This is a genomic window from Paenarthrobacter sp. CCNWLY172 (assembly GCF_037402035.1).
In the GTDB taxonomy this organism is placed as follows: domain Bacteria; phylum Actinomycetota; class Actinomycetes; order Actinomycetales; family Micrococcaceae; genus Arthrobacter.
On the sequence record NZ_JBBEGB010000014.1, the window covers coordinates 40,028 to 52,791 of the forward strand.

Sequence of the window (12,764 nt, forward strand, 5' to 3'; positions counted from 1 at the left end):
CTAGGCCGACTTATTCCGGCGCTTGGCCACCACGTCATGGGCAATCATGGTGGGCTGGGCTTTCTTCAAAACAACATCAGCTGTGATGACCACCGTGGCTATGTCGTCCCTGCTGGGGAGATCGAACATGACGGGCAGCAACACTTCTTCCATGATGGCCCGGAGTCCACGGGCACCAGTGCCGCGTTCGAGCGCTTGATCCGCGATGGAGTCCAGTGCGTCGTCTTCGAACTGCAAATCCACGCCGTCCAGCTGGAACATCTTCTGGTACTGCTTCACCAGCGCGTTCTTGGGGGTGGACAGAATCTGGATGAGGGCGGGCCGGTCCAGGTTGGAGACAGTGGTGATCACCGGGAGCCGCCCAATGAATTCCGGAATGAGGCCGAACTTCAGCAGGTCCTCCGGCATCACTTCACCGTAGCTGTCCACGTTGTCCCGGGCCTCGTTCAGGGGTGAACCAAAGCCGATGCCCTTACGCCCGGACCGTGAGCCAATAATGTCCTCAAGGCCCGCAAAAGCGCCGGCTACGATGAAGAGCACGTTGGTGGTGTCGATCTGGATGAATTCCTGGTGCGGATGTTTGCGGCCGCCCTGAGGGGGCACGGATGCCACGGTTCCCTCAAGAATCTTCAAGAGCGCCTGCTGCACACCTTCACCGGATACGTCACGGGTGATTGATGGATTCTCACTCTTACGCGAGATTTTATCGATCTCGTCAATGTAGATGATGCCTTGCTCGGCCTTCTTGACGTCATAGTCCGCGGCCTGGATGAGCTTAAGCAGGATGTTCTCCACATCCTCGCCCACGTAGCCGGCCTCCGTCAGTGCAGTCGCATCCGCTACGGCAAAGGGAACATTGAGTCGACGGGCCAAGGTCTGGGCGAGATAGGTCTTGCCACAGCCGGTGGGGCCGATCAGGAGGATGTTGGACTTTGCGATCTCCACGTCCTCGTGATGCGATCCCTCGCCGAGGCTGCCGGTCTTGGGTGCATGGCCGGCCTGGATCCGCTTGTAGTGGTTGTAGACAGCCACTGCCAGCGACCGCTTGGCCGGTTCCTGGCCAATGACGTATTCCTGCAGGAAGTCGAAAATCTCACGGGGCTTGGGCAGTTCGAAACTGCCGAGATCGGAAACTTCAGCGAGTTCCTCTTCAATGATCTCGTTGCACAGCTCGATGCATTCATCGCAGATGTAGACACCGGGCCCGGCTATCAGCTTCCGTACCTGCTTTTGGCTCTTTCCGCAGAAAGAACACTTCAGCAGATCCGTGCTCTCGCCAATCCGAGCCATGTGGGAATCCCTTCGTTGCATGCGGGTGATGCGGCTCCGCGCCGTACTCAAGTGTGCGGCCAAGCCGCGGTTGGCACCACCGTGACAAGATCCACTCTAGGTCACAATGAGCTGCTTGGGTGGAAACAGAACGCCGGTGCGGTCCATATTTCGTGAACCGCACCGGCGTCGAATTCCGTGTGCTACCGGGTGATTGCCTGCGGCTTGATCTTCCGGGAGTCAAGAACCTGATCGATCAGGCCGTAGCTCAAGGCATCAGCAGCCGTGAGGATCTTGTCACGCTCGATGTCGTTGTTCACCTGCTCGGACGTGCGGCCGGAGTGGTGTGCCAGCGTGTCCTCAAGCCAGGTACGCATGCGCATGACTTCCGCAGCCTGGATTTCGAGGTCCGAGGCCTGGCCACCCTGGCCACCGGAGAGAGCCGGCTGGTGGATCAGGACACGTGCGTTCGGGAGTGCCAGTCGCTTGCCCGGGGTACCGGCAGCGAGCAGGACTGCAGCTGCACTGGCAGCCTGGCCCAGGCATACCGTCTGGATTTCCGGACGGATGTACTGCATGGTGTCGTAGATGGCCGTCATGGCAGTGAACGAACCACCTGGCGAGTTGATGTACAAGGTGATGTCGCGGTCCGGGTCGGTTGACTCAAGGACCAGCAACTGGGCCATGATGTCATCGGCGGAGGCGTCGTCAACCTGGACACCGAGGAAGATGATGCGGTCCTCGAACAGCTTGGTGTACGGGTCCTGGCGCTTGAAGCCGTAAGGCGTGCGCTCCTCGAACTGGGGCAGGACGTAACGGCTGGACGGGAGATTACCGGCAGACCATCCGAAGTTGTAATTCATGTTCTTTACTCCTGGGGTTTCAGTGGTTCTTTGTGCCGGTTAGTTTTCGGAGTTCGGCTCTGCGCCCGACTGGTTGGCCGTTCCGCCACCACCGGCAACAGAACCGGCGTGCGCCGAGATCTTGTCGAAGAAGCCATATTCCAACGCCTCGGCGGCAGTGAACCACTTGTCGCGGTCATTGTCCTTGAGGATGGTCTCTACGGACTGACCGGTCTGCTCAGCCGTGAGTTCCGCCATGACCTTCTTCATGTGCAGGATCAGTTCAGCCTGGATCTTGATGTCCGAGGCCGTGCCGCCGATGCCGCCGGAAGGCTGGTGCATCAGGATGCGGGCGTTGGGCGTGGCGTAACGCTTGCCCTTGGTGCCGGACGACAGGAGGAACTGGCCCATCGAGGCAGCCAAACCCGTGGCGACGGTGACGACGTCGTTCGGAATGAACTGCATGGTGTCGTAGATGGCCATGCCGGCCGTCACGGACCCACCCGGGGAGTTGATGTACAAGTAGATGTCCTTCTCCGGGTCTTCGGCCGAGAGGAGGAGGAGCTGGGAGCAGATGGCATTGGCATTCTCGTCACGGACTTCAGAGCCGAGCCAGATAATGCGCTCTTTCAGCAGGCGGTTGTAGATGTAGTTGTCCTGGGCTGCGGGATCGACAGTTGCCATCCGGGGAGCCTCTGATTGCTGTGACATAAGTACTTACCTCTCGCTGGTGCCAGTGACCTCACTGAACTTCACTACTTGGACACTAACCGTTTTCCGCGGTGATTTGTTCGCCGGAATCGCGCTGTTCGCTGACGGCGCACGTCTGCGTTCAGCACCAATGTTCAGCCTTAAAAGCAAACCGGCCCCGGATCAGAAGATCCGGGGCCGGTTGAAGTCGTTGACTAGAACTTCACTGCTGCGGGGTCGTCGCTTGCTGCAGCGTCGGCCTCGTCGGTTGCCTCGACTGCGGCGGCCTCTTCGGCTGCTGCTTCACCGGCAGGACGAACGAAGTCGGTGAGGTCAACCTTGTTGCCCTCGGAGTCGACAACCTCTGCCTGGCCGAGCACAACTGCCAGCGCCTTGCGGCGTCGGACCTCGGAAACCATCATGGGGACCTGGCCGCTCTGATCAATGATCTGGGCGAACTGGTTGGGGTCCATGCCGTACTGGCTTGCGGTGGTGACGATGTAGTCGATCAGCTCGTTCTGGCTGACATCCACTTCTTCCTTGTCCGCGATGGCGTCAAGGATGATCTCGTTCTGGAACGCACGCTCGGTGTTGGCCTTGACCTCGGCGCGGTGTTCCTCGGTGTCGTGGTCACCTTCGCCGTGGGCGTTCTCCGGGTTGAAGTGCGCTTCGATCTGCTCTTCGACCACGGAATCCGGAACCGGAACCTCTACGAGCTCAACGAGCTTGTCCAGGACCTTGTCGCGTGCCTCAACGCCCTGCTCCACAACCTTGGAGTCGGAAGCCTGCTTGGCGAGGTCCTCACGGAGCTCGGCAAGGGTGTCGAACTCGGAGGCAAGCTGTGCAAAGTCATCGTTGGCCTCGGGGAGCTCGCGCTCCTTGACGGCCTTGACAACAACCTTCACCTGGGCAGACTCGCCGGCGTGGTCGCCGCCCACCAGCGTGGTGTCGAAGATTGCCTCTTCGTCGGCTGAAAGGCCGGTCACGGCTTCATCGAGGCCTTCGAGCATGGTGCCCGCGCCAACCTGGTAGGAAAGGCCTGCCGCGGAATCGATCTCTTTGCCGTCAATGGTGGCGGTGATGTCGATGGTCAGGAAGTCATCGTTCTTGGCGGGGCGCTCAACGGACTTCAGCGTGCCGAAACGGCCACGCAGTTCGTCAAGGGACTTCTCGACGTCAGCTTCGGAGGATTCAGCGGCAGCCACCTCGACCTTGATGCCGGCGTAGTCCGGCAGCTCGATCTCGGGGCGGACATCGATTTCCACCTGGAACTTGAGTTCACCATCGGTGGAGGTGGGGTCGGGAACCTCGGTGATTTCAACCTCGGGACGGCTCAGGGGGCGAACGCCCGTTTCCTGAACTGCAGCCTGGTACCAGCCATTGAGGCCATCGTTGATGGCCGTCTCCAGGACGTAGCCGCGGCCAACGCGCTGGTCGATCAGCTTGGTGGGAACTTTGCCCTTGCGGAATCCGGGAACCTGGATCTGCGAAGCAACGGTCTTGTACGCGGCATCGATGCTCGGCTTCAGTTCCTCAAAGGGAACCTCAACGTTGAGCTTGACCCGCGTTGCGGTGAGGTTCTCGACAGCGCTCTTCACAGTCTAAGTACTCCTGATTTTGTGGGTATGGGGTTCTGTCGCGTCCCTGAGGCGGACACAAACACAGAGTCGGGGTGACAGGATTTGAACCTGCGACTTCCTGCTCCCAAAGCAGGCGCTCTAGCCAAGCTGAGCTACACCCCGAACGCACAGGACAGTCTACGGGCAAGCGAGCCAGGAATGCACATTTGACACCGCCGCCGGAATTAGGTTTAGTTGTACCCGGCTTGAACAGCCACCGGGAAGATGTCCTGAAAGAAGGAGATCCGTCCTGGGGACGTAGCTTAATGGTAAAGCCTCAGTCTTCCAAACTGATTACGCGGGTTCGATTCCCGTCGTCCCCTCCAAGGGAAAACGCCCCGATCCTCGGATCGGGGCGTTTTTTGTTGCTGCTACACCTGGCAGCCCGGACACCAATACAGCTTGCGCGCACCGATTTCCGTCATGCCCACCGGCGTCCCGCAGGCCCGGCAGGGCATGCCGTCCCGCTTGTAGACAAAGTGGGCGTCGGCGTCGGGCGCTACGACACCGCCACCACTCCACAGCGCGGAAGGCGTCGTAACAATCCGTCCGTCACGAACACCGTCGGACATGGTGGCCACGGTGTCGTCCCACAGACGCCCTGCCGTTTCCTCGTCAAGGGAGCTGCCCGGCGTCCAGGGATCGACGGCTTGCCGGAACAGCACTTCCGCTCGATAAATATTGCCCACGCCGGCCAAGACGGACTGATCCATCAGCAACAGGGCCACCGCCGTTTTCCGGCGGCGCAGGCGGCGGATGAATTCCCCCCGGTCGCCGGGGTGGTTGTGCAACGGGTCCGGACCCAACCGTTCCATGACGACGGCAACTTCCGCCGCCGTAATGGCGGCACATGTCGTGGCGCCACGGAGGTCGGCCCAGCCATGGTCTGAAACGAGTCGGACACGGACGGCGCCCACCGGTGCAGGCGGGCCCGTGTACTCCGTTTCACCTAACGCCGCTTCGTCCTGTGCCGGCCCTGTTTCCCGCTCACCGATGCGTCGTGGCGCACCGATGCTGGAGGCACCCTTGAAGGAACTGTCCCCGCCGAAGTTCCACGCACCGTACAGGCCAAGATGGACGTGAAGGAAGAGATCGTGGTCGAACCTGAGGAACAACTGCTTCCCGTGGGCCCTCGACTCAACCATGGTGTGCCCGCTCAGCACCTGCGCGCCGTGGGTGAACCGACCCTGCGGGCTGGAAACGGCCAGGCGGCGGCCGCCAAAAACATCCTGGAATTGGCGGGCCAACCTATGGACCGAATGTCCTTCAGGCACTACTCGACGATTTCGCCGGTGGTTTCGTACACCGCGATTTTTCCGATCCGGCGGACATGGCGTTCATCGTTGCTGAACGGTTCCTCAAGGAAGGCTTCAATGAGCTCGGTAGCTTCTTCAACCGAGTGCTGGCGGCCTCCAACAGCGACGACGTTGGCGTCGTTGTGCTCCCGGGCCAGCTTTGCGGTGGAAAGGTTCCAGGCGAGCGCAGCGCGGACACCCCTGACCTTGTTGGCGGCAATTTGCTCACCATTTCCCGAACCACCCAAGACGATTCCCAGGGCGTGGATGCCGGCTTCCTGATCCGCCACGACAGCAACGCCGGCGTTGATGCAGAAAGAGGGGTAGTCGTCCAGGGCGTCGTACTCCTTGGGTCCGTGATCCACCACTTCATAGCCCTTGGCCGTGAGGTGGCTGACCAGGTGGGCACTCAGTTCCATGCCGGCATGGTCAGTAGCGATGTGGACGCGGGGTGTAGTCACAGGAAGTCCGTTCTTTCTGGCGCGCGGGGACGGCGTCTGGCCGGGGCGCGGCGGTGAGGGATGCGCTACCTAGGGTACCGCTACCGGGGTTGTTGGGACTGTCCATCATCCCGGGCCCGGTGGGCCGCCCGGTTGAGTATCCCCGCCAGCTTGTCAGCTGAGGCTTGGGAGCCGGCACTGAGAGCCACCCGTCCCCCGTTAAGTTTCCTTACGACGACGGCAGGCCCGCTGCTGACCAGCATTGCCGTGGCGTCATCGTGATGCCGCCAACCCCACCCCCCATAATCAGCCGCTTTGACGTCCGCCGGAGCCGCCCCGGCGATCTCGACGGCGGGGACGGTCAAGACGCGCACGATGCCACCGGCAAACACCTGCAGGCCGCCCCTGTCCGCCCGCACGCGGGCAAACAGGAAGCCGGCGCCTACCAAAGCAGCAACGGCCACCAAGGCGCCGAGCCAAGGGACGGCGACCGCAATCAAGGCCGCCGGAAAAACGGCGGAGACAATGATCATGATGAAAACCGAGCTCCGGGCATGCACCCACAGGCGAAGCGTGTCGCGGGCCAGGTCCGGGTCCGCGAGCAGGGACAGTTCCTCTTGGAGGGCAACGTCATCCTCGCGGGTCCAGCGCGGGTCCGGCTTGAAGGCGAACATCATCACGACGCCCAGGGCCACCGCGGCGCCACTGCCCATGGCCAGCACGATCGGGTCCACGTGGGACTCGCGCGCGTCCCCCAGCCCGGACTGTCCCACCAGTCCGGCTGCCACCACCGTGGTGATGAAAAGGCTCACTGTCAGTCCCAGGCCCATCATGACGCGCCTCATGACAACAGGCCTGGTGATGGGCACCGCCTGGAGGAATACCGCCCATCCGCAGAAGGTGATGAGGGCTGCGCCGCCGGTCACATAGGCGCCGAACGGCGCGAACGAGCTGCCGCCGTCGGCGTTCCACATCACGGCAACGGGGTTGGGGAGATCGTTGCGCAGCATTTGGGCGCACACCACGAATCCGACGGCGAGGAGCAAAGGAAAGGCAACCGCAAACCTCAGTGCGCGGAAGTCGAGAGTGTCCCGGAACGATCCCATAATCCAACGCTACTCCGTGGGGCGACACTGTGGTGTTCCCTCCTTGCCTTCGGGCCGTGGAGTGAAAGAATGGCTTCACACCAGCGTCCGGCCTCGAGTGGCCGGGCATCCCAAAATCTTCCGGAGGCACCACTTGCCAGGCCTGAACCTCACGCGCGACGAAGCCGCGATCCGCGCCCGACTGCTCAATGTCGAGTCGTACAACGTCACTCTGGACCTGACCAAAGGCCCTGAGGTCTTCGGTTCCACCACTGTGGTGAAGTTCTCCGCGACCCCGGGATCCACAACCTTCATTGATGCCATCACCCAGGCCGTCCACAGCGTGACCTTGAATGGAACCGATCTGGACCCCGCGGAAGTTTCGGACGGTATCCGTATCCACCTCCCGGACCTCGCCGCAGACAACGAGCTGGTGGTGGTCGCCGACGCTCCCTACATGAACACGGGCGAGGGACTGCACCGTTTCGTTGACCCCGTGGACGGCGAGGTGTACCTCTACACGCAGTTCGAGGTTCCGGACTCCCGGCGTATGTTCGCCGTCTTTGAGCAGCCCGACCTGAAAGCAACCTTCACTTTTAACGTCACAGCGCCGTCGCATTGGGATGTCATCTCCAACTCCCCCACGCCGGTTCCCGTTGAAGCTCCTGCCGGAGAAGACGGCGGCGCCCGGTCCGTGTGGGCATTCGCGCCTACTCCCCGCCTGTCCTCGTACGTCACTGCGTTGATCGCCGGACCGTATCAGTCGGTCCGTTCCGAAGTCACCAGCGCCGACGGGCGGGTTGTGCCGCTGGGAGTCTTTGCCCGCAAGTCGCTGATGCAGTACCTCGATGCGGACAACATCTTCACCCTGACCCGTCAAGGATTTGAGTTCTTCGAAGCACAGTTCGGCTGCCCCTACCCGTTTGAAAAGTACGATCAGTTGTTCGTCCCCGAGTTCAACGCCGGGGCCATGGAAAACGCCGGCGCCGTGACCATCCTGGAGGGCTACGTATTCCGTGGAAAGGTCACCGGCGCCCAGGTCGAACGGCGTGCCATCACCGTGCTGCACGAACTGGCCCACATGTGGTTCGGGGACCTGGTGACCATGCGGTGGTGGAACGATCTCTGGCTCAACGAGTCCTTCGCCGAATACATGTCGCACCTGGCCGCTGTGGAAAACACGGAATTCGACCGCGCCTGGACCACTTTCGCCTCGGTGGAAAAGTCCTGGGCGTACAAGCAGGACCAACTGCCCACCACCCACCCGATCTTCGCGGAAATCAACAACCTCGAAGACGTGGAGGTGAACTTCGATGGCATCACCTATGCCAAGGGGGCTTCCGTGCTCCGGCAGTTGGTGGCCTGGGTCGGTCCGGAGCAGTTCATGGCCGGCGTCCGCAGCTACTTCGCCAAGCACGCCTGGAAGAACACTGAGCTCACCGATCTCCTGGTGGAGCTTGAGGCGGCCAGCGGCCGCGATCTGGATGGGTGGGGCAAGCTCTGGCTTGAAACTTCAGGCGTCAACACCCTGGCTCCCGAGGTCAGCGTTGACGCTGACGGCATCATCACCGGATTCGCGATTCTGCAGACCGCGATCGACGAACAGCCAACCCTCCGTCCGCACCGCCTCGCGGTTGGCTTCTACTCGCTCTCCGGTGACGGCAAGCTGGAACGGTCCCACCGGGAGGAGCTTGATGTCGATGGCCCCCGCACGGAGGTCCCTGCCTTGATGGGCAAGGCACGTCCGGACCTCATCCTGCTCAATGACGACGACCTCGCCTACGCCAAGGTCCGCCTCGACCCGCACTCCCTTGCCACCGCCACGGCCCACCTGAAGGACTTCTCAGCCAGCCTGCCGCGCACCTTGGTATGGGGCTCGGCCTGGGATGCGGCGCGCGACGGCGAAACCCCCGCCCGTGGTTACGTGGACCTGGTCCTGGCCAACATTGCCCATGAAACGGATTCCTCGGTCATTCTGGTCCAACTTCGCCAGCTGGCCACCACCTTGACCTATTACGTGGCCGCCGAACACAAAGCCGAGGTCACCATCGCGGCCGCAGAAAAGCTGTGGGAGCTTGCATCCTCGGTGGAAGCGGGCTCGGATGCCCAGCTGCAGTTCGCCAAGTCCTTTGCCCAACTCGCGCGCGGCGGGCGCCAGCTGGACCGCATCCAGGCGCTGCTGGACGGAGCCGAAACCCTGGAAGGCCTCACGGTGGACCAGGACATGCGCTGGGAGCTCCTGACCGCACTGGTGGCCGGCGGGCGCCAAGGCCAGGAACGCATCGACGCCGAACTTGCCCGCGACAACACCTCCAACGGTCAAAATGCAGCCGCCCAAGCAAAGGCTGCCATCCCCACTGCTGAAGCCAAAGCTGCAGCGTGGGACGCGATCGTTGTCACCGGAGAACTCTCCAACGCGCTGCAGGCGTCAGCCGTGGCCGGGTTCATGCGGGTCCCCACCACTGACTTGCTGGAGCCCTACGCCGAAAAGTACTTTGACGCCGTGCCTGGAATCGTCAAGGAGCGCACTCACGCCCTGGCGCAGCAGATCGTGGTGGGACTCTACCCCGCGCAGCTTACGACGCAGGCAACGGTGGACCGTACGGACGAGTTCCTGGCGGCGCTTCCGGAGGACAGCGCGGCCCTTCGCCGGATGATGCTGGAGAACCGTGACGGCGTGGCCCGTGCTCTCCGCGCACGGGCTGCCGACGTCTAGGCCCGCACCTGACGAGGTCACTGCGGACAGTCGATGCCTGCTGGCTAGACTGTCCGCATGGGCCTCAACGAACACCATTACGCTCTGACAGTCCGCTGGACCGGAAACCTGGGTGAGGGCACGGCCGGCTACCGGGCCTATTCACGGGACCACGACGTGGAGATCCCGGGTCTGCCCACCCTTCAGGGCTCCGCTGATCCCACCTTCCATGGGGACCGTTCACGCTACAACCCGGAGCAGCTGCTGCTCGCTGCCCTCTCGCAGTGCCACATGCTGTCTTTTCTCCATGTGGCCGTCAAGCACGGGGTGGTGGTCACCGGCTACGAGGACAATGCCGAGGGCCTGATGAAGCTCAACCGGGACGGCAGCGGTCAATTCGAAAGCGTCACGCTCAAACCCCACGTCACCATAGCCGATGCCAGCCATTCCGAGTTGATGCCCCAACTGCACCATGAAGCCAACCAGGTCTGCTTCATCGCCCGCAGCGTCAACTTCCCGGTCCTCCACGAACCACGCACGACGCCGGCAGCGGCCTAGGTCTGTTGGGCCCGCCATAGTGCCACGAGACGTCGTTCGGTTTCGCGGCTGAGCCCGGCTTTGCGTTCCCTGTCCAATCCCCGGCTCCTTTCATCCTCGAGCGTGGCCGCCAACGTCTCCTGCCAGGGCCGCAGGACCATTCCGCGCTCACGTGCAGCTTTGTTGGACCGGGCCTGGAAGCCATCATGGTCCGCCGGCAACCACAAGGGAAGCGAGTCCGGTCCTGCCCAGTAGTCGACGCCGTGCTCAAGGAGCCACCCTTCGCCAGCCCGGACAACGTCCTGCACCGCTCCATCCCCGGTTCCGGTTCCAGCCGCCTGCCGGGACTCGGCCAGGTAGTCCTCAAAGCGCACGACGTCTCCCAGCGCGTTGTAGGTACCGGTCAGTCCTCCACCGGCGGATTGCAGGATCCAGGCGGCAAGATCCCGGACGTCAATGATCTGTGTTGCGGCATCCGGGATGTCAGGAACCAGCACCGGGTCAGTGTCAGCAGCGAATCGGGCGGGCCAGTATCCGTACCTGTCAGTGCCGTCCCCCGGGCCACTGATGAGACCCGCCCGCACGATGTGTGCCTTCTCCCCCACCACAGCCAGAGTCATCTGCTCAATAGCCGATTTGGATTCGCCGTAAGTCTCCGGGGTACCGGCCTGTCCCGCCGGCAGCGGCTCAAGCAGCTCCGCGCCCTCATCCGCGCCGGGTATCGAATGGTCTGCATAAACAGAGCAACTCGACACAAACGTCCAGTGCGCGGCGGCGGCTCCCAGCACGTCCAACGCCTCGCCCGCCTGCACGGGATCCCGCGATACCTCCACCACCGCGTCCCATCCGCCGTCGAGTTCAGCATAGGCCGCCGCGCCCAAGGCGCGGTCCCCCCTGACCCAGGTGGCGCCGTCGGGCGGGGTCATTGAGGTGCCACGGGCAAAGCAGGTGACGTCATGTCCGGCGGCAACAGCCTGCCGGGCGGTTTCTGCGGACAGGAAGGCGGTACCGCCAAGGACCAGGATGCGCATACCGTCACGCTACGGCGCTAGGGTTGTAGGTGGACAGAGTGTTCCGCGCCCGGCGAACACGGGCCGACGACAAGGAGAAATTCACCCTTGACCTCCATCCCCCTGGCAGAAATTGTCACTTTGGAACCCGAAAAGATCGACCTCGTTTCAATCCTCATCACCGTAGGCGTGGGCCTGGGTGTGTGGATCGTGGCGCGGTTCATCATCTTGCGCATCACCCGGCGGGTTTCCGCCGGAAGTTCCTTCTTCAAGAAAGCGCACTTCAAGTGGGTGCAACCAGCCATCCGCGCGCTCGACCACGAGCGCCGCTCACAGCGCGCCGAGACAATCGGCACCTTGCTGACGAGCCTGGTGAGCGTTGTGGTGGTGGTGATCGTGATCATCTACGTCCTCAAGTACATGAACGTGGACGTCGCGCCGCTGCTGACCAGCGTGGGCATCCTGGGTGTCGCCATCGGCTTTGGCGCCCAGCAACTGATCCGTGATTTCCTCGCCGGAATCTTCATCACCATCGAAGACCAATACGGAATCGGCGATGTCATTGTCACCAGCGAAGTGATTGGTACCGTTGAATCCGTGGGCCTGCGCATCACCCGGGTCCGCGCTGAAGACGGAGCCATCTGGTATCTGCGCAACGGCGAGATCCTCCGCGTGGGCAACCGCTCGCAGGGTGACTACGTCCCACTGGAAACACCGGACACCACCATTGAGCCCGGCGCTGCAGCAACTGCGCCCGTCACAGCAGGCGCACCCCGCGTCACCAAAGCCGAGGAGAAGTCCAATGAGTAGCACAGCAGGCGGGCAACCCCCGGCACCCCAAACAGGCCCCCGACGCCAGCTGATGCAGAATGATCCCTTCAGCCAGCCCGCCTACACGGACAGTTTTTACGCCGCAGTGGGCGGTCACGAGACATTCGTCAAGCTCATCGACGTCTTCTACGACGGCGTTGCCACGGATCCCTTGCTTCGGCCCATGTACCCGGAGGAGGACCTGGGGCCGGCCAAGAGGCGCTTCCTGATGTTCCTGGAACAATACTGGGGCGGCCCCACCACCTATGGCGAAGAACGCGGCCATCCCCGGCTCCGCATGCGCCACATGCCGTTCCGGGTAACCCCCGAGGCCAAGGACCGCTGGCTGTTCCACATGCGCACGGCGGTGGACTCCTTGGAGCTCTCCCCTCTGCATGAGGGAACGTTGTGGGACTACATGGAACGGGCTGCGCTGACCATGGTCAACAGTCCTTCGTCCGGAGCCTGACCT

Annotated in this window: 12 protein-coding genes and 2 tRNA genes; 5 read left to right on the forward strand and 9 right to left on the reverse strand. The window is 62.5% G+C overall.

Annotated features, from left to right (window positions below; genetic code table 11):
- From clpX to WBN73_RS18510, 5 genes are all read right to left on the reverse strand, one after another.
- Nucleotides 1–1,290, reverse strand: a complete 1,290-nt coding sequence (gene clpX, locus WBN73_RS18490; protein ID WP_207593743.1) for an ATP-dependent Clp protease ATP-binding subunit ClpX — start codon at nt 1,288–1,290, stop codon at nt 1–3.
- Nucleotides 1,291–1,472: 182 nt separating this feature from the next.
- A complete protein-coding gene (locus WBN73_RS18495; RefSeq protein ID WP_024816918.1) occupies nt 1,473–2,132 on the reverse strand; it encodes an ATP-dependent Clp protease proteolytic subunit in 660 nt (219 codons plus the stop codon).
- A 39-nt stretch (nt 2,133–2,171) separates the two neighbouring features.
- On the reverse strand, nt 2,172–2,795 hold the full coding sequence (locus WBN73_RS18500) for an ATP-dependent Clp protease proteolytic subunit (RefSeq protein WP_278251958.1): 624 nt from the start codon (nt 2,793–2,795) through the stop codon (nt 2,172–2,174).
- Nucleotides 2,796–3,016: 221 nt separating this feature from the next.
- The gene (tig, locus tag WBN73_RS18505) at nt 3,017–4,399 is read right to left on the reverse strand and encodes a trigger factor (RefSeq protein WP_207593745.1); all 1,383 of its coding nucleotides are present in this window, start codon (nt 4,397–4,399) and stop codon (nt 3,017–3,019) included.
- Between the two features lie 69 nt (nt 4,400–4,468).
- Nucleotides 4,469–4,543 (reverse strand) — tRNA-Pro (locus WBN73_RS18510).
- 129 nt (nt 4,544–4,672) lie between these two features.
- Here WBN73_RS18510 and WBN73_RS18515 point away from each other — a divergent pair.
- Nucleotides 4,673–4,746, forward strand: a tRNA-Gly gene (locus WBN73_RS18515).
- 45 nt (nt 4,747–4,791) lie between these two features.
- On the opposite strand, the gene WBN73_RS18520 is transcribed toward WBN73_RS18515, so the two are convergent.
- The 3 genes from WBN73_RS18520 to WBN73_RS18530 all read right to left on the reverse strand — a co-directional run bounded on the left by WBN73_RS18520 (nt 4,792) and on the right by WBN73_RS18530 (nt 7,261).
- Nucleotides 4,792–5,694 carry an Fpg/Nei family DNA glycosylase gene (locus WBN73_RS18520; protein WP_207593746.1) on the reverse strand — a complete coding sequence of 301 codons (903 nt, stop codon included), beginning with the start codon at nt 5,692–5,694 and terminating at the stop codon, nt 4,792–4,794.
- On the reverse strand, nt 5,694–6,176 hold the full coding sequence (locus tag WBN73_RS18525; protein WP_337340994.1) for a ribose-5-phosphate isomerase: 483 nt from the start codon (nt 6,174–6,176) through the stop codon (nt 5,694–5,696). The genes WBN73_RS18520 and WBN73_RS18525 overlap by 1 nt, the downstream gene beginning before the upstream one ends.
- A gap of 80 nt (nt 6,177–6,256) precedes the next feature.
- Nucleotides 6,257–7,261, reverse strand: a complete 1,005-nt coding sequence (locus WBN73_RS18530; RefSeq protein WP_337340995.1) for a hypothetical protein — start codon at nt 7,259–7,261, stop codon at nt 6,257–6,259.
- A 133-nt stretch (nt 7,262–7,394) separates the two neighbouring features.
- On the opposite strand from WBN73_RS18530, the gene pepN reads away from it, so the two are divergent.
- A complete protein-coding gene (gene pepN / locus WBN73_RS18535; protein ID WP_337340996.1) occupies nt 7,395–9,956 on the forward strand; it encodes an aminopeptidase N in 2,562 nt (853 codons plus the stop codon).
- Nucleotides 9,957–10,013: 57 nt separating this feature from the next.
- Entirely contained in the window at nt 10,014–10,493 is a 480-nt protein-coding gene (locus WBN73_RS18540; protein WP_207593749.1) for an OsmC family protein, read from the forward strand.
- Here WBN73_RS18540 and WBN73_RS18545 read toward each other — a convergent pair.
- Nucleotides 10,490–11,503, reverse strand: coding sequence for an NAD-dependent epimerase/dehydratase family protein (locus tag WBN73_RS18545; protein ID WP_337340997.1), 1,014 nt, complete (start codon nt 11,501–11,503; stop codon nt 10,490–10,492). The two genes, WBN73_RS18540 and WBN73_RS18545, sit on opposite strands and share 4 nt — an antisense overlap.
- Nucleotides 11,504–11,590: 87 nt before the next feature.
- On the opposite strand from WBN73_RS18545, the gene WBN73_RS18550 reads away from it, so the two are divergent.
- Nucleotides 11,591–12,292: a mechanosensitive ion channel family protein gene (locus WBN73_RS18550; protein WP_207593751.1), complete on the forward strand. Its 702-nt coding sequence runs from the start codon at nt 11,591–11,593 to the stop codon at nt 12,290–12,292.
- The gene (locus tag WBN73_RS18555; protein ID WP_278251928.1) at nt 12,285–12,761 is read left to right on the forward strand and encodes a globin; all 477 of its coding nucleotides are present in this window, start codon (nt 12,285–12,287) and stop codon (nt 12,759–12,761) included. The genes WBN73_RS18550 and WBN73_RS18555 overlap by 8 nt, the downstream gene beginning before the upstream one ends.
- Nucleotides 12,762–12,764: the final 3 nt, after the last annotated feature.